Source organism: Ectobacillus funiculus (assembly GCF_004138295.1).
Lineage (GTDB): Bacteria > Bacillota > Bacilli > Bacillales > Bacillaceae_G > Ectobacillus > Ectobacillus funiculus.
In genome coordinates this window covers 19487-35589 of the sequence record NZ_SCFM01000062.1, presented here as the reverse complement: position 1 = coordinate 35589, position 16103 = coordinate 19487, and the positions used below count along the sequence as shown (strand labels likewise).

Annotated in this window: 14 protein-coding genes, 5 tRNA genes and 2 other RNA genes; 5 read left to right on the top strand and 16 right to left on the bottom strand. The window is 40.5% G+C overall.

From position 1 onward, the window contains the following. Positions 1–618 precede the first annotated feature (618 nt). From EP737_RS22710 to EP737_RS22690, 4 genes are all read right to left on the bottom strand, one after another. Positions 619–1662, bottom strand: a complete 1044-nt coding sequence (locus EP737_RS22710) for a site-2 protease family protein (RefSeq protein WP_129731320.1) — start codon at positions 1660–1662, stop codon at positions 619–621. 294 nt (positions 1663–1956) lie between these two features. Then, complete coding sequence (thiH, locus tag EP737_RS22700; protein ID WP_129731316.1) at positions 1957–3060, bottom strand: 2-iminoacetate synthase ThiH; 1104 nt, start codon at positions 3058–3060, stop codon at positions 1957–1959. A 628-nt stretch (positions 3061–3688) separates the two neighbouring features. Further along, positions 3689–3889, bottom strand: a complete 201-nt coding sequence (locus EP737_RS22695; protein ID WP_129731314.1) for a cold-shock protein — start codon at positions 3887–3889, stop codon at positions 3689–3691. Positions 3890–4169: 280 nt separating this feature from the next. Further along, entirely contained in the window at positions 4170–4781 is a 612-nt protein-coding gene (locus EP737_RS22690) for a hypothetical protein (RefSeq protein WP_129731312.1), read from the bottom strand. 35 nt (positions 4782–4816) lie between these two features. On the opposite strand from EP737_RS22690, the gene EP737_RS26080 reads away from it, so the two are divergent. From EP737_RS26080 to EP737_RS22680, 3 genes are all read left to right on the top strand, one after another. Further along, positions 4817–4954: a hypothetical protein gene (locus EP737_RS26080; RefSeq protein WP_205651002.1), complete on the top strand. Its 138-nt coding sequence runs from the start codon at positions 4817–4819 to the stop codon at positions 4952–4954. A 147-nt stretch (positions 4955–5101) separates the two neighbouring features. After that, positions 5102–5908, top strand: a complete 807-nt coding sequence (locus EP737_RS22685; RefSeq protein ID WP_129731310.1) for a TatD family hydrolase — start codon at positions 5102–5104, stop codon at positions 5906–5908. Positions 5909–6131: 223 nt separating this feature from the next. Next, a complete protein-coding gene (locus EP737_RS22680; protein ID WP_129731308.1) occupies positions 6132–7349 on the top strand; it encodes an MFS transporter in 1218 nt (405 codons plus the stop codon). Positions 7350–7875: 526 nt separating this feature from the next. Here the strand turns inward: EP737_RS22680 and EP737_RS22675 are convergent. Both EP737_RS22675 and EP737_RS22670 read right to left on the bottom strand, forming a co-directional pair. Next, positions 7876–7951: transfer RNA gene (locus tag EP737_RS22675), tRNA-Leu, on the bottom strand. 155 nt (positions 7952–8106) lie between these two features. Further along, entirely contained in the window at positions 8107–8967 is an 861-nt protein-coding gene (locus EP737_RS22670) for a metallophosphoesterase (RefSeq protein ID WP_129731306.1), read from the bottom strand. Between the two features lie 270 nt (positions 8968–9237). On the opposite strand from EP737_RS22670, the gene EP737_RS22665 reads away from it, so the two are divergent. Then, positions 9238–9816 carry a class I SAM-dependent methyltransferase gene (locus EP737_RS22665; RefSeq protein ID WP_129731304.1) on the top strand — a complete coding sequence of 193 codons (579 nt, stop codon included), beginning with the start codon at positions 9238–9240 and terminating at the stop codon, positions 9814–9816. Positions 9817–10188: 372 nt separating this feature from the next. On the opposite strand, the gene EP737_RS22660 is transcribed toward EP737_RS22665, so the two are convergent. From EP737_RS22660 to EP737_RS22620, 9 genes are all read right to left on the bottom strand, one after another. Beyond that, positions 10189–10259, bottom strand: a tRNA-Cys gene (locus EP737_RS22660). 31 nt (positions 10260–10290) lie between these two features. Continuing rightward, positions 10291–10363: transfer RNA gene (locus tag EP737_RS22655), tRNA-His, on the bottom strand. Positions 10364–10396: 33 nt separating this feature from the next. Continuing rightward, positions 10397–10480: transfer RNA gene (locus EP737_RS22650), tRNA-Leu, on the bottom strand. A gap of 60 nt (positions 10481–10540) precedes the next feature. Beyond that, positions 10541–10625: transfer RNA gene (locus EP737_RS22645), tRNA-Tyr, on the bottom strand. A 24-nt stretch (positions 10626–10649) separates the two neighbouring features. After that, positions 10650–10915: signal recognition particle sRNA large type (gene ffs / locus EP737_RS22640), an RNA gene on the bottom strand. A gap of 38 nt (positions 10916–10953) precedes the next feature. Next, positions 10954–11131, bottom strand: a non-coding RNA gene (gene ssrS, locus EP737_RS22635) — 6S RNA. Between the two features lie 446 nt (positions 11132–11577). After that, the gene (locus EP737_RS22630; protein ID WP_129731302.1) at positions 11578–12111 is read right to left on the bottom strand and encodes a DUF1697 domain-containing protein; all 534 of its coding nucleotides are present in this window, start codon (positions 12109–12111) and stop codon (positions 11578–11580) included. Positions 12112–12216: 105 nt separating this feature from the next. After that, entirely contained in the window at positions 12217–12627 is a 411-nt protein-coding gene (locus EP737_RS22625; protein WP_129731300.1) for a VOC family protein, read from the bottom strand. Positions 12628–12672: 45 nt separating this feature from the next. Then, the gene (locus EP737_RS22620) at positions 12673–13128 is read right to left on the bottom strand and encodes an SRPBCC family protein (protein WP_129731298.1); all 456 of its coding nucleotides are present in this window, start codon (positions 13126–13128) and stop codon (positions 12673–12675) included. Positions 13129–13284: 156 nt separating this feature from the next. On the opposite strand from EP737_RS22620, the gene EP737_RS22615 reads away from it, so the two are divergent. Next, positions 13285–14019 carry a polysaccharide deacetylase family protein gene (locus EP737_RS22615; protein ID WP_129731297.1) on the top strand — a complete coding sequence of 245 codons (735 nt, stop codon included), beginning with the start codon at positions 13285–13287 and terminating at the stop codon, positions 14017–14019. A 132-nt stretch (positions 14020–14151) separates the two neighbouring features. Here the strand turns inward: EP737_RS22615 and abc-f are convergent, their stop codons facing one another. Beyond that, a complete protein-coding gene (gene abc-f, locus EP737_RS22610) occupies positions 14152–15969 on the bottom strand; it encodes a ribosomal protection-like ABC-F family protein (protein WP_129731295.1) in 1818 nt (605 codons plus the stop codon). Positions 15970–16103 lie beyond the last annotated feature (134 nt).

Here is a 16103-nt window from a genome sequence, read left to right as displayed (position 1 = left end):
TTTTCAAAGAACTTGTCCGTCGCTCAAAGGCGACTTTCTTAATATACCAAACATGTTCTACTTTGTAAACATGTTTTTTTATTTTTTGTTATCGCTGTGCGTATTACCTATCAGCGACGAAAATTAATATATCATATCTCTTTTATACTTTGCAACAATTATTATCAAAAAAATTTCCTGAGCAAGAATAATACTTGTTCTTAAAGCCATTCCTACGAATAACTACCTGCCGCCCCTTATTTCAATATGCGGCACCTGTCGTATATTTAGAAATAAAGCATATTGCAGAAACCTGTACAGAAACCTGTACATAAGAAAAGCGGAGGTTCAGCCCTACGCTGCCATTTTGAGCCTTGGGAGCTAGACATCCCAAAAAGTTATACTTTCTTATCTTGTAAAGAAAACTCGTCGATTAGCAAGCCCTGCCTTTGGGCGAAGACAGAGGCGTAGTTCTATCTATACTGTATTTCTAAAATTTCCGACTACGTCGAATGGACTTCCATCCGGAAATTTATACCTTCCTACAGTGCAACGAAAAAACACCCCAGCTTTTTCGCAGCAAAATTCTGCTGCTAATGCAAAGAGGTGCTCTTCATCTAGAACATGTATAGTTCCTGTTTATAGATCCATTTGATGTGCTTCCATTAAAATCCGTCCCCACTCCGCCATGCCGCCAAGTGCTGCCGCAAGCAAGACATAAGCGATTACCACCTTCCACTTTGTTGCAGGCGATGCTTCATAGTAACGGACAATCGGTTCCATCTCATCCCGCCAGCGCTGAATTTCTTTTCCTGCCTCCAGCTCATCCAGCGTTCGTGCCCAGCCTTCTTCTGTTGTGTGCAGCTCGGTGTAATATTGCATATGAGACAGCACCTCACGCTCCCAAGTTTCTGTCTTTGATAAGGAAGAGCTATGTTCCAATTCATTCAATCGATGCACAAGTGCTGCATACCCGCCCTGCATCTCCAATTTCGCTCGCCAGGTATCATATATGTGGATTCTTGTGCTTAGCTCTTTCATACGGCGTTCCTGCTTAAAGCGACCCCAGATTGTAAAGATGCCGAACAGAATAATAATCCAAACTAACACACCTCCAAAAGAAACCGCTGCGAAAATGAGACCTACTAATCCAATGAGCCAAACACGCGGACTTACAACTGCAAGAATGCGCCCGCCATCAAGTGGTGAAATAGGCATAAGATTAAACAAATTAATCAAACCGCCTATTGTGATTACAAGTGCCCAAAATGGATTTTCCGTCAGTAGATACAGCGCGCCGGCAATTAAAACCGAAAATAAACCAAACAACGGACCCATATATCCGATAAAGCTCTCCGTTTTCGCGTCCTTCGGCTGCTCCTTGAGCCCAACAACAGCCCCCATAAACGGAATAAATAAAGCTGGACTTGTCGGAATCCCTTTCATTCTTGCGGCCACGCCATGCCCGCCTTCATGGATAGCAAGCAATGCAACAAGCGCTACCGCAAACTTCCACCCATAAACAATTGCGTAAGCCCCAATGCTAAGGAACATACTAAACAGTGTAGAAAATTTAAATATTTTTAGTAAAACAAGAACATATTTCAACTTTCCTAGTGCCAACGCGCCAATTCCTAGCAGCGTACCGATGAATTTTGACGAATTTCCCTTTTGTTTTGCCATACCATTCACCAACTCCCCTACTATATGTACAATCTATCTATATCGTATCTGGATTTATCACTTCATTCAAGCTACACCTTGTGTATTTCCTATATTCCTAAATACACTTTCTACAATGAAGGGGTTTCCTGTAAAGATGCAGAAAACAAAACGGATCAAATGATTTTTGTTTTCCTGAACTTTATTTTTGTATTGGCAACATTCTTGCTTTTGTATTACCGCTTTGCAGAAGAATTGCACAAAATATCCCGCGCTCTTTCATACGAGCGCGGGATATTTTATTCTTCTTTGCTTTTATAAAGCCGTTGCTTCTCTACAGATTGGTACATACCCATACTTCTTCAGCATCGTGACCACTTCATCCACACTTCGCTCATCAGAAATTTCAAATTGACTATGACTCTCCTGCTTGTTAGCATAACCGCCAACAGCTGTTGAGGAAGCCGCAGACATTTTTGTAATACCGAAATGAATCAATTTCTCCCGAAAAGCAGGTCTCTCCCTTGTCGAAAGCGTCATCCCTGCTTTTGGCAAGAATAAGCGTGTCGCAAGTATAATTTGCACTAAATTCTGATCCGTGACATCCACTGCAGGCTGGAACTCCCCAAGATGCGGGCGCATTCGCGGAAACGCAATCCCAATTTCAGTTTTAGAATACATTTGCTGTAGGTACTGAGCATGAAGGCCCGTAAAAAATGCCTCCTTCCGCCAATCATCCAGTCCTAAAAGCGCACCAATATAAACCGTTCTCATTCCCGCACAGCATCCTCTCTCCGGTGTATCCAAGCGGTAGGCATAATTGCGTTTTGGTCCTTTGACATGAAGCTGCTTATAGATTTCTTCATTGTAGGTCTCCTGATGAACCGTCAATCCGTCTACCCCGAATTCTACGAGATCTTGATACTCTTCCGTCTTTAAAGGCTGAACCTCAATTGCAATAGTGGAAAAATATTTCTTCAGGACACTGACACATTCCTTTAAATACGGGATAGAGACATGCTGACGTGATTCTCCCGTTACGAGAAGCAGATTTTGAATACCCATCTTAGCAATTGCCTTGCCCTCTTCCTCTATTTCTAATAATGTCAGCCTTCTACGCGGAAAATCATGATTCACGCTAAAGCCACAATATTCACAGCGGTTTACGCAGTAATCAGAAATATACAAAGGAGCAAATAACTGCATGACATGTCCAAAATACTTTCTTGTTACTTGCTGCGCCTTCTGTGACATCTCTTCTACAAAAGCCTCTGCGGCAGGAGACAATAATGTTAAAAAATCAAACTCATTTAACGTTGGTTTATGTATGGCATGCTGTACATCCTCATGACTAATGGTTGAAAAAAGAGTTTCAAAAGAAGTATGTTTGACTTCACTGTATTTTTCATAAAAGCTCACTGTTTCTCCCCCTAAACATACAAAAGATTCCCTACACTGCTCCTAAGCAATCCGGCAAAAAGCTGGGTAACTCCTCTCAGTCGTACCTATAGTCAGGCATTGCTAACGTTACTATAGCAAAGAGATTGGAGGGTGGATGTGATATGAGTCACGAAAACAGGGAAAAATCAAGAATTGTCAGAGAACTGTTGGGAATTATTTCAGGAACCTGCAACTACATATCTATGAAAATACAAAACGCTTCTTTCTTACTGGGGAAAGGAAAAACAACCTGCTCGTACCTTTTCATCTGTATTTGTATCTCGCAGTTTTAAACGAAACAGTATAGTGACAGCTGAAACAACAGGTATGCCCCCTCCAAAATTAACCTATACTAGAAATAAACCATTTTGCTTTCTAGCATAGCTAAACCCTGCTCTGTTTTTGAGCAGGGTTTTTATGTACATTCATTACAAAGAAAACTCGTCAATTGGCGAGCCGTTGGCGAAGACAGAGGCGTAGTTGCACTGATACTTTACTCCTAAAAATTCTCACTACGTCGAATGGTCTCCTGGCTAGAAATTTATGCCCTTAAAGTGTAAATAAAAAACAGACCCGGTTAATACGGATCTGTTTATGGCTTCATTCATTATGCTTTACGTACGTTTGTCGCTTGCGGACCACGTTGGCCATTTTCAATTTCAAAAGTAACCTCTTGGCCTTCGTCTAATGACTTGTAGCCTTCGCCTTGAATAGCAGAGAAATGAACAAATACATCCTCTCCGCCTTCACGCTCGATAAATCCAAAGCCTTTTTCACTGTTAAACCATTTTACTTTACCATGTTCCATTTTGTTGCCTCCCAGCATGTACCAAATACATAAAATTGCAATGTAACCTTGCATGTTTATTATGTACCTACAGACAATTTTTTAAACCTATGCGGCTATATTTTTTATTAATTCTAAGTCTTTTCCACCTCATACATAATCCCTTCACTAAAAAGAAATAATGAGGAGGAGGCTTCTATGTTCTCTGTACATTTCCTGTCCGTTTCTTTCGTATATGCTCAAGCTGTTTCCTGCAACATTATACATACTAAAGCGCAAGAAACAATGAGACTATATTCCCTTACTGATGGCGATTATAATCAATAACCTTATTCGTCATGTAAATACGATTTAATTCTTCATACCGTTTCGCGCGATGAAGCAGCGTCTCGTTCATATCCTTCAGCTCAAAATACAAGCGACATGTATCCCCGACAAATGCCAGTATCACTGTATCATCTCCTTCAAGCACAAGCTGTTCAAACAAACCAATATAATGGAGAGCCCTATCACCAAGTTCAATTGCCGCCTTTTCTAAATCCATTGTCTGCTTGACGCAGCGCAGAAGCGTCACATCCGCCTTTTGGATAAGCAGCGACCTTGCCTGATTGACAAGCGGATAGAAGGTCGATGTAAAATTCGGGGTTTGTTCCACTAAATCCTGCATGTAGGCCATAAACGGATACATCTCACTTTCGCCCGTACAGAAACGCCTTGCATCCTCAAGAACATTTGTAATAGCTAGCAGAACCTCATAATTTTTGGATAAAGCATGAATTAAGTCATTAATATAAGATGCACGCATCTGAACGAGCTCCTCCAGCTCCTCTCCCTGCCGAATCGCTGGTTCTTCCTCTCGCTTACGGCGCTTTTCATCAAATTCCATCCAAATATTCAAAAAATCCTTCTCCATTATTCTCCCTCCGTTCACACGTAAAACCATAATTAATGTATCTGTATGTTGGAGCAAGGGAGAACATTCAAAATAACTGCTTAGAAATCCGCCGTACTGTGCACATATATATAGACGATAAAGACAGCTCGCCGATTGGCGAGGATAAAAACGTAGTTGCACTTACACTTTAGTCCTGAAATTTTCTGCTACGTCGAATTCGCTTCTAGCTGGAAGTTTATACTTGCTTACAGGGTAAACAAAGAGCAAAGTCCTCAAATGACGAAGACTTCGCTCTTTGTTATTATATGTATACATTAAAAAATACTGGAGGCTCACCTATGTTTGATGCCCATATCCATCTAAACCAATACAAAGACATCGACCGCCAGATAGAACAGTGGCAGCAAGCTGGCATTGAAGGAGTAGCGGCCGTATCGACCGACTTACGATCCAGCTATGAAACCCTTTCACTTAAGCAGCGATATCCTGACTTTATTTTTGCAGCAATTGGGTTTCATCCAGAGCAGCCGCTCCCCTCTTCCCGCGATATCACTGAATGGGAGCATTTACTGCGCCGGGAACGCCATCTTATTTCAGCGATTGGAGAGGTAGGGCTGCCATATTATACACTTCACGAACAGCAGCATGATTCTCTGGAACATTATATTGCATTTCTTGATGAAATGATGTGCATCTCCAAAAGGGAAAGCCTTCCGATTATCCTGCATGCCGTCCATTCTCATACGCCAATTGCCTATGACTTATTAACTCGGCACCATATTCTAAAGGCGCATTTCCATTGGCTCAAAGCAGCTCCGTCTGTTGTGAAACAAATTACAGACAGCGGGTATTATATTTCCGTTACACCAGAGGCCTGTTATCGGGAGCGTGATCAGGATCTCATTCGCCACGTTCCGCTAAAGCAGTTATTAACAGAAACAGATGGTCCATGGCCATTTTCCGGACCCTTTCAAAACAAAGCTACTTCTCCCATTTTTATCGAGGATGTTATAAAAAAAATAGCGGAAATAAAAGGAAAAGATATTATGGCTGTTCAAAAGCAATGTAAACAAAACATGCTAGCCTTGTTTGAGCCTTCTGCACTTAACGCTGCCGGAAACGAGGAGAATGAACGAACAATTTAGAAAATGCATGCCGTATAGACAAGTTCTGTATGGCTATTTTTTGTGTAATACCTTTATAGAATGGCAGCTGGCACACAAGGTATGATTTGAATAGAAATGTATATCTTAAGGAAGCCTCTTTTATACAAAGGCAGAAATTATATATTTCATAAAGTTAAGCATTTAAAAGGAATCTTCTCAATTCCTTTGTTATAATGAACAACAGATTTATTGTCTTTTAGATATGGAAAAGAATGGAGATGTGAAAATGGAATCACGGAATCAAAAGATCTTGCTTGGCTTATCCATTGCTGCCTTTTTAGGGCCATTCACGCAAACAATTTATACACCAAGCTTGCCGGAAGTCGGTCATTTTTATGCGGCGAACCAATTTATGGTCAATCTTACAATTTCCCTCTATACGTTTATTCTGGCCGCTAATCAATTTTTTGTCGGGCCTCTAACAGATACACGCGGACGAAAAGCCACGCTGCTGCCCGGTCTGCTTATTTTTATGACCGGCTCACTTATTTGCTTTCTGTCATCGAACTACTACTTATTCCTCTTCGGAAGAGCTATACAGGCGTTCGGCATCACAACTGGCTCAGTCGTAGCGGCAGCTGTCATCGGCGATATCTATACACCCCATGAACGCGGTAAAGCGATGAGCATCTATCAAACGATGGTCTTCCTAGGTCCAGTGCTTGGTCCCGTCATCGGCAGCTTTATTTCCGCCTATACAGATTGGCATACAGCCTTTGCCCTTTTAGCAGCTGCTGCCTTATTTGCTTATTTATACAACCGTTCTATATTACCTGAAACATTGCCGCCGGATGCAGTGAGCAAAAAAATTACAATACAAACCTTTTTTAATATTATCTCAAATAGAGCCGCTTCTGCAGTCATGCTGCTTGCCTTTGTGCAATTTTACGGCTATTACATTTTTCTCGTATTCTTACCTACTCTATTAGATGAATTATTTCACGTTTCACTCGCAGTAAAAGGTCTCTTCTTTATGCCGCTTACCGCGGGTATTGTACTTGGCACAATGCTTGGCGGACGCCTGCAGACACGTTTGACGCACGCTTCTATTTTAGTTCTCTCCTCTTATGGAATCGGACTTGTCGTTGCCCTCTTTTGGGGATTCCTGCATTGGAAGCTTCTAACGATCCCTGCGCTTATCATATTCCTGCTCGGCTACGGCATTTTGCTCGGCACAAGCTTGCCATCACAGTCGACCTCGCTTGTAAATTTGTTCCTCAATGAAAAAGGAACAGCAATGGGCGTCTATAACTTTGTCCGCTTCACCGGTGCCGCCATCGGTCCGCTCTTCGGTACAACCTTGTACCACCTTGGCGGAGACGATGCATTATATATTACACTATTTGTGTTCCTGCTCGGATCTGCTTTTGTGATTCAGCGTACCATGCGGCAAACAATCGCATTGCAAAAGGGAGCGTAGGCAAGAATCTAGCTTTCGGTAAAGCTAATTATTTTATCTGTTACACAAGGAGTTTTTTATCTTTTGCACCGGAGCTAGATTATACTCAAGAATGAATTTTAAAAAGTGAGAGGGCTGTCCCAAGGATTCGCAACCTTGAAACAGCCCTCTGCTTATATAATTCATCCGATAAAAACCTCGATAGAAAACAGTATCTCAGTCACTAAACCATCATTTACAAGCGGGGAAGCTACCATACTACAAAAGGCAGCTATTGTGCCATTACTCACAAAGACAGCAGACAAAATTGTTCAATTTGAGCTATTCCTACTATCAAATCAAACATTTCCTTTTCGCTTCTCATTGCTATTCACCTCGGAAAATGTAAATATGTTTATCTGTTTGTTGCTGTTTGTATCAATATGATTCATTCTGGATAAACAGTAGCATTCCTTTGTCATTTCAAAAAATTAATAAATAATAAAAAAACGGTTCTTACAATATGTAAGAACCGTTAATTTTCTCGTATTAGCAAGCGATGCCATAATACCGCTGGTTGGGGTCGAACCGCAAGAGGAACACGATTTTGAGTCGTGCACGTCTGCCAAGTCCGCTACAGCAGTATTATTGACGGAATTCGACCCCACGACCGACAGTTAACAGCTAATAGCTCTACCACTCTGCGGAATATGATTAGTTTTTAAAAAAACAAGTTGACTGTTGAACAAGCCTAACAAGTTCCAGCAGAGTCATAAAAAAATGATTATAGACTTTAACGCTAAACAGCCGTCTGAATTCCTTCCTCGCAAATTTTGTTTAAAGAAAGTTGATGAATTGTTATTTCCGGTCGACTCCCAACTCTGATATTTATTGATGTTTGTCCCAATCCTTCACTTATATAAAAAGGTTTATCCTCAAAGTAATGCAGCCCTTTAATCATATTCATCTTCATCATGGTCCTTCCCAGCTTTACTAGATGATACGGCTTAGGCCAGTGTATTTGTCCGCCATGAAAATGACCTGAAAGCAGATAATCGAAGTGCCACCCCTTCATGTTGAGAACAATATTAGGATCATGAGTTAAAACTAAATGGTATCCTTCCTTTAAACCTGAGTATGATGTTTGCAGGTTGCTTCTTTTTGAATGTAAATCGTCTATACCAATAATATGAATAAGCTTTCCTTCGACAACAATTGAATCATTTTCATTTTGAAGAGTTTTACACCCATATTGTTCCAGTGTAGTTCTTAATACTTCAAAATCCTTTTGTTTTAATCTGTAATCATGGTTTCCAAATACAGCATAAATGCCATAACACGGATTTAACCTGTTAAAAACTTTTAAATAAGGAATCAGCTTTGGAATACTGCGTTTTTTATCAAGAAAATCCCCCGTTAAAGCAATTATATCAATTTTCTCTCCTGCTAGCTTGTTGTAAAGATGTTCAGGAGAAACAGAAATATTTTCTAAATGCATATCTGAGATCTGTAAAACATTTAAATGAGGTCCTCGAAGCTGATTAGAATCTATATTAGATAAATTGACTCTATTTAAAGCAACTCTATGAGTATTTTTGTATGCTCTATAGAAAAGGAGCACAGTACCTAAAAACAAAAGAATCAAAATAAATAATTTCATTGTTCCCCTCCTCACATCGTATTATTATATAAAACCTGAGAAGAAATTATTAGCGGGAATTAATGGGGAAAAGAAAAAAGGTAACTATTATGCAAATTTACTGAAAATGACAAAAAGGGGCATTGTTTACTTAATCTAGGTTAATTACTACCATAATTTAATTAACTTTGATGTAAATTCAAAAGCATAAAAAGGCTGCTTCTTTCTTAACCTAAAACTGTTCTTCCAAGAGAAAGGAACTCATTAATTTAATAAAGCAGGTGCGTTACATTGCAATTATCACCAAGAATTTATCACTTATTGGTTCGACCTAAATGGCTTACAAAGTTATATATTCAAAATCATATTAAGCAACATTTTAATTTATCGGATAAAAAAGTGTTGGATTTCGGAGCAGGTACCGGGGCAAATTGCACCCTATGCACACCTGATCATTATTTTGGTATTGATCCAGATTCATACAGGGTTGAACTTGCGAAACGTTTGTATAACCAGTACCGATTTGAAACTTTAACAGGAAGTGAACTTCCTTCAGAAAACAATAGTTTTGATTTTATTTTGATCATTGCTGTACTGCACCATATCCCTCCAGAAATGGTTCATGGTTATGTAAAAGAGTTTAAACGGGTCTTAAAACCAGATGGTAAAATAGTTATTATGGAACCTTGTTTGTGCGAAAAGTCTCCAATCAGTAATTGGTTCATGAGGTCGAATGACAAAGGTGAATACATTTTGAGAGAAGAAGAGTATCTAAATTACTTTACGATGGAAAATTTCCAATGCCAGGTTCTAAAAAGATTTAAAAAATGTTTCTTTTATAATGAACTGTATTTTTCAGCTTCCTTGTGATTACTTAGAATAAAGTTATTAGACTTTTGATTTGGACATTTATAAAGGCATGTTCCGCATTGTAACATCAGGATTATTAAGGAAAAATCTCTAAACAAGGAGTGCCTAGTCTTTTGATTGTCTAATTCCCAGTTTCTTTATTATGTACATAATAACGTTTTTTTATAGTGTTTTAACATCTGCTCAAATTTTAAGTATCGGTTCCTGTGAATTATTTCCCCTTTAGCCTTCAAAAAATAAAGAAAACTCGCCGATTGGTGAGCCGTTAAGCAAGGACATAGACGTAGTTGTACTTATACTGTATTCTTAAAATTTCCGACTGCGTCAAATTGGCTTCTGGCTGGAAATTTATACTTTCCTACAGTGCAAAAAAGACAGCAACCGGATTCGAACCGGTGATAAAGGTTTTGCAGACCTCTGCCTTACCACTTGGCTATGCCGCCATTATATGCAAGTAATGTTATCATAAGCAAGGGCGATTGATGGGAATCGAACCCACGAGTGTCGGAGCCACAATCTGATGCGTTAACCACTTCGCCACAACCGCCATAAACATAACGTTTCAGGTTTCCATTATAAATGGTGCGGGTGAAGGGACTCGAACCCCCACGCCAAAGGCGCCAGATCCTAAGTCTGGTGCGTCTGCCAATTCCGCCACACCCGCAAATGCAAATTTCACAATTGCCTACATGCTTCATGCACTTCATCAGCACATAATATACTATGGTGGAGGGGGACGGATTCGAACCGCCGAACCCTGAGGGAGCGGATTTACAGTCCGCCGCGTTTAGCCACTTCGCTACCCCTCCATACAAGATAAAAATAAATAAACACCGTGAACCCTTCATTGATATGACGACATAAGCGGTACTCATACAGCCAGCTCGTTCGTAGCTACCCTGCGACACACAGAAGCTTCCACTTATGGCTGCTCCGTTCCCGGCCTGACCAAGTTCATGGATTTCTGTTGCGAGGACTCCGAAGGTCATCACCGCTTATATAAGGCAAGCCTTACATCCATCATACCGCTGAAGGGGATTCAGCCTCGCTAGAGCGGATTGCGAGCTACAGGGCACCGCTGCCTCCCCGCCTATCACGGTATGTATATTTTACTTCATTCGCTATGTCGTTTAAAAACATATTCCCGCATATGCCGTTTTCCACTTTGCTTTGGAACCCGCTCTCGCAGGTGGGTTTCCGCAGATTGATTTCCTGCGATCCTGACAAGCAGGCATGGCATCCATCAACAGTGTAGGCATCCCGTTTTAATCGTACGGTTCAAAACAAAATGGTATCACAAACATGGTAGGATTATATATGCGAACAAAAGAACTTGAATCACAACTTTGTGATTTACAAGGCATTTCGTTCACTGCTTAGTCAGTATACAACAAATATCTATATTTTTAAATATCTTGTTATAATGTATTTGTTACCAACTTTACCAGCATACCTAAAACAGCCATCATTCTCAATGATCTTTCTCATTCCAATTATCAAACGTGGTATGTGAGTTGTTATACGAAACAAAAAAGACCGCACCCAGAACCGTCATATACCTAAAAAACAGGAAGTCCCTCCGTTCGAAGAGAGCAATGTGATTCGTTCTTATATGCTACTGACGCAATTGTTTGTATCATTGTACAATCATGTATAGTATTCGTTTAGCTATTATGAAAAACATAATACTTGCTTCCAAATACACCCTATGTCATCTACCTATCTCAGTAGGTTTTCAAATGTTCCTCGAAGGCTTAATAATCAATTTCTGATCATGTTTAGAATTTTATTTACTGTTTTCCAGTTACGAGTTGTAGCCAACACATCCAATTTACTTTCCAGAAAATGATTAGAAAATTTCGTTTTCCCGTAGCCTTTGCCACACAGCAAAAAAACTTCACGATGGGTAACACAAAAATCATCAACATCATTTTTGTACGACATGAGTCTATCTGCCGCTTCAACAGTTGGTTCCCTATGTAAAAACGTCACGTACTGTTTTTCAACATCCTCGCTTGCACTAAAAGGATTCTGCTTGATAATCTCTTCCAGTTCATCAGCTGTTCGAATGATGGAAGTGACTTTGTAGCCAAGAACATTCTCCAATTCGGTTTCAATTTTATAAAGAATATCAGCGCTCTCCTCTGTTGAATCAAAAATGACATTTCCACTTTGAATATACGTTTTCACATTTTGAAAGTAGAGAGACTTAAATATATCTTTCAGTTTCTCCATCTTAATTATTTTCTTTCCTCCGACATTAATTCCGCGTAAAAAGGCAATGTAAATTGTCATGGTTAACCTCTCTTTGCTAAAAAATACTGCTCAAAACTTCCCAATCAGAAAGAACTCATGTATAGAAAAAGCGACGCTGTACGCCGCTTTTCCTTTCATATATGCTTACGCTTTTGTATAATTGAGATCCCAAATCACATCAAAGCGGTCTTTAACTTTAGCATATTTTGCCCCCCAGAACGTATCCTGCAGCTCCATTAAAACAGAACCGCTCTGACTAAAGGCGTCATATATCTTTTGAATTTCTTCTTCACTTTCCAATTCAAGCGCCAATGAAATACGATTTCCTGTTTCAATTGACTGACCTAAAAATGCATCGGACATCATAATGAATAGATCGTCCTTTTTGAACTGCGCATGCATGATTCTGTCATCAGCTTCTGGAGGAGTTGGAAAATCCGCTTCACCAAAGGTTTGGATACTTAGGATTTCTCCCTGGAACACCTCTTTATAATACTCCAGTGCTTCCCTAGCATTGCCATCGAATGTAAGATATGGGGTTGCTTGATGTTTCATCTGTAACACTCCTTTAATTTCTTTATTTTTTAACAAATGTATTATTCAACTGTTATATTCGGACTCAGCAACAGACTTCACCCGGTTGATAAAAGAAACTACCACTTCATTTGTTGCAAATTGTAAAAAACGTTCCGCATTCTCGTTCAAGGCTTGGTTTGTAGCTATATATCTAAACAATGTATGGTCTTCATCAATTTTTTCCAATTCATATGTAGCTGTAATATTAAACATATTGGCAAGCACAAACCCAACTTTTAACGTCTTATGGGTGGATGTATTCACATATTCAAGCGTTTCCACCTCGTACTCCTGTATTTCTTCGCCTTCCTTATATTTCTGAAGGTACACATTTCCTACCACCGCTGCTGTTTCTTTCACCGGAGTATTCTCTATCACCTGAGGCATAATCTTTTGCATCTGCTCTAACGAACCATCTAAATACGAAAATACATGTTCAATTGACGCATTGATTGGTATTTCTTCTGTCCAGCTTTTCATCCCATTCTCCCTTCATTTGTGATTATCACCATTATACGAACTTATGTTCTATATGTCAACATAAGGAAACACATGCTATACAATTAATTTTTCGATTTTGCTCACCCGATTGTATCCGGCGCAATTATGGCAAACTAAAGCAAAAGGAGGGATTTGATGAAAAAATATATAGCTGTCTTACTATTATTCACATGTATCTTCGGACTCAGCTCCCAAGCCGCTGCCCAAAAATCTGTTCCAATTCTTATGTACCATTCTATTGATGAATTTAAAGGCAGCGGCATCAGAGATTTATACGTCTCACCTAAAAGCTTTGAGCAGCAAATGCGGTATTTAAAGGACAACGGCTATACGCTTCTTACCTTTGAACGGTGGGATGAGGTAAACAAGGTGGAAAAACCCATTTTCGTTACATTTGATGACGGGTACAAAAACTTATGGAATGCATTCTCTGTCTTTCAAAAACTAAAAGATGGTACTTTTCAGCCCGCAGGAACGATTTTTGCCATTTCTGACTTTATTACCAAGCCAAAACGGCTGTCCGGACCAGAGCTTTTAGAAATGTCAAACTCCAAACTGTTTTCCATTCAATCACATACTGCTACACATCCGGACTTACGAAATACGCCAAACTCCGAATACGAGCTGAAGGGATCGAAGGAAAAGCTCGAATCAATCACTGGAAAACCTGTGATTGCCCTCGCTTATCCGTTTGGCTTTTTCGATGACAGGGTCATAGCTGAAACGAAGAACTATTACAAATTTGCCGTTACGGTAAAGCCGGGTATGTTCAAAGAAACAGGACAGCCTAATGAACTTTACCGCATGCCCCGTATTTTTGTTACATATGATATGACACTTAAGCAGTTTGCGGAGGCGCTTCATAAATAGCAAGAAAATTCGCTGCGCTAGTAAAGGCTGCAACGGTGATTTGGCATAGAAAAAATAATAATTTGCATACCATACGCAAAAAGGTTCAAAAGCTAAAAGCTTTTGAACCTGAGATTGTTTCTCCACTTTGTATTATTGTAAGGCTTCCTTCAAACGTGCCAGTTCTTCATGGAGAAATCGCATACGTGCAATTAGCTCCTTTTGCATATCCTCTGTTTCCGGCTCCTCCTGCACCGCTAATACCGCTAGCTCTAGTTCCAGCTTTTGAATTTGATTTATCGCATCCGTTTGCTCAGAGGATACCCCCAGCCTAGTATTCCAAAATTCTTCATATGTGCCCGGAAATACTCTTGTCTCCTCACCATTGATGTATAACACTCTTGTGGCGAGCTTTTGCAGCAAATACCGATCATGCGAAACAATAATCGATGTTCCAGGATAGCTCTCTAACGCCTGCTCAATCACCTCACGAGTTTCAATATCAAGATAGTTGGTAGGTTCATCAAGTACGAGTAAATTTGCTCCCGAGAAATACAGCTTCACAAAAGCAACCCGGCAGCGCTCTCCCATGCTCAATTCTTCAATTCGCTTATCTACATCCTCCCGCTGAAATAGGAAACAGCCAAGCAGTGTACGGGCATTCGTTTGTGTCATGTCTGGAATAGCTAAAATGCTTTCTAAGATCGTTTGATTCACATCCAGCTTTCCTAGCTCCTGCGCAAAATAACCGATTTTCAGCTCTGGATGATGAATAACCGAGCCAGCAGCTGGCATCAAATCACCGACAAGCAGCTTAAGCAGCGTTGTTTTCCCTGCACCATTTGGTCCAATCACAGCGATTCTCTCCTGCTTTTGAACATAGAACGAAAGCTGCTGAAATAGCGGCTCTTTTCCATAAGAGAATGAAAGCTCCTCTACGCGTACTAGCGAGTTTGCTTCAAAGCGGCTTTCCTGAAAGCTTAGCTTTACCTGAGCCGTCTCCTTCGGCTTCTCAGTGCGATTCTCCAACAGCTTCTCCAACGATTTTTCTTTCGCTTTAAAACGCGTTACATGCTTTGTTGCCTTCTTTTTCTGAAACGGATCCCGCTCACTGGCTGCGTTATGGCTTTGCTGAAACCAGTTTCGATACTGCGTGATAATCTCCTTCAGCTTGCGGCGCTCCCTCTCTTCCTTTTCATACTGCGCGGCAAGCGCTCTTTCCTCAGCATCCTTTTGCGAGCGATAGGCGGTATAACCGCCTTTATAACGCTTTGTTCCTTCAGGAGCCAATTCATAAATCGCATGAGCAACGCGATCTAAAAAATAACGATCATGTGACACAATCAGAACAGCACCCGCATAATGCTTAATCCAGTTCTCCAGCCAATCCATTGTCTCGCTATCAAGATGATTTGTCGGCTCATCAAGAATAAGCAGCTTTGGTTCCAATGCTGCCAGCCGCGCCAGCTGTGCTCTCGTTTTCTGTCCGCCGCTTAAGCTGTTAAAAGGATGGTGCCACAAATCCGCCGCTAGATTTACCTTTTGTAAATAGGTCTCTACGCGTACCTCCCACGTATAACCGTCCAAATTCATATATTGCTCATACAACCTATTATAAGACTCAAAATCCGCATCTTGTTGTCCAAGTTGTTTTTCCAATATGCTCATCTCGTTCTTGATACGAGACAGCTCTGGCATCCCGGCGTATACGAACTCCAACAATGTCGTTTCTTCCCCAACATGGAGATGCTGCTCCATGCAGCCCCATTCTTCAATCGGCAGCATGCGCTGGATGCTGCCGCGATCTATACTCGTTTTCCCAAGCAAAGCTTGGATGAATGTTGTTTTTCCTGTACCATTTCTCCCAAGCAGAGCAATATGTTCGCCCTGTGAGATTTCAATATGCGCGTTCGCAAAAATCTGCTTACCGTTCCATTCCTTTGCAACTCCATCTGCCTTTACAATCAGCATATGCATTCCCCGCTTTCTTCAAATAAAAAATCACAGGCAGCTGCCTGTGATGGATATGCGAAAAATGAATAACACAAAAATGGGTTGCAAAAGAACACAGTTCAATAAAGAACATGAATTCAATCACGAAAGCA

Coding starts and splice junctions, on each gene's coding strand:
- EP737_RS22710 (WP_129731320.1), bottom strand. CDS start 1,662: ATGGCAAAACAAAAGGGAAATTCGTCAAAATTCATCGGTACGCTGCTA.
- EP737_RS22695 (WP_129731314.1), bottom strand. CDS start 3,889: ATGGAACATGGTAAAGTAAAATGGTTTAACAGTGAAAAAGGCTTTGGA.
- EP737_RS22690 (WP_129731312.1), bottom strand. CDS start 4,781: ATGGAGAAGGATTTTTTGAATATTTGGATGGAATTTGATGAAAAGCGC.
- EP737_RS26080 (WP_205651002.1), top strand. CDS start 4,817: ATGTATCTGTATGTTGGAGCAAGGGAGAACATTCAAAATAACTGCTTA.
- EP737_RS22685 (WP_129731310.1), top strand. CDS start 5,102: ATGTTTGATGCCCATATCCATCTAAACCAATACAAAGACATCGACCGC.
- EP737_RS22680 (WP_129731308.1), top strand. CDS start 6,132: ATGGAAAAGAATGGAGATGTGAAAATGGAATCACGGAATCAAAAGATC.
- EP737_RS22670 (WP_129731306.1), bottom strand. CDS start 8,967: ATGAAATTATTTATTTTGATTCTTTTGTTTTTAGGTACTGTGCTCCTT.
- EP737_RS22630 (WP_129731302.1), bottom strand. CDS start 12,111: ATGACAATTTACATTGCCTTTTTACGCGGAATTAATGTCGGAGGAAAG.
- EP737_RS22625 (WP_129731300.1), bottom strand. CDS start 12,627: ATGAAACATCAAGCAACCCCATATCTTACATTCGATGGCAATGCTAGG.
- EP737_RS22620 (WP_129731298.1), bottom strand. CDS start 13,128: ATGAAAAGCTGGACAGAAGAAATACCAATCAATGCGTCAATTGAACAT.
- EP737_RS22615 (WP_129731297.1), top strand. CDS start 13,285: ATGAAAAAATATATAGCTGTCTTACTATTATTCACATGTATCTTCGGA.
- abc-f (WP_129731295.1), bottom strand. CDS start 15,969: ATGCTGATTGTAAAGGCAGATGGAGTTGCAAAGGAATGGAACGGTAAG.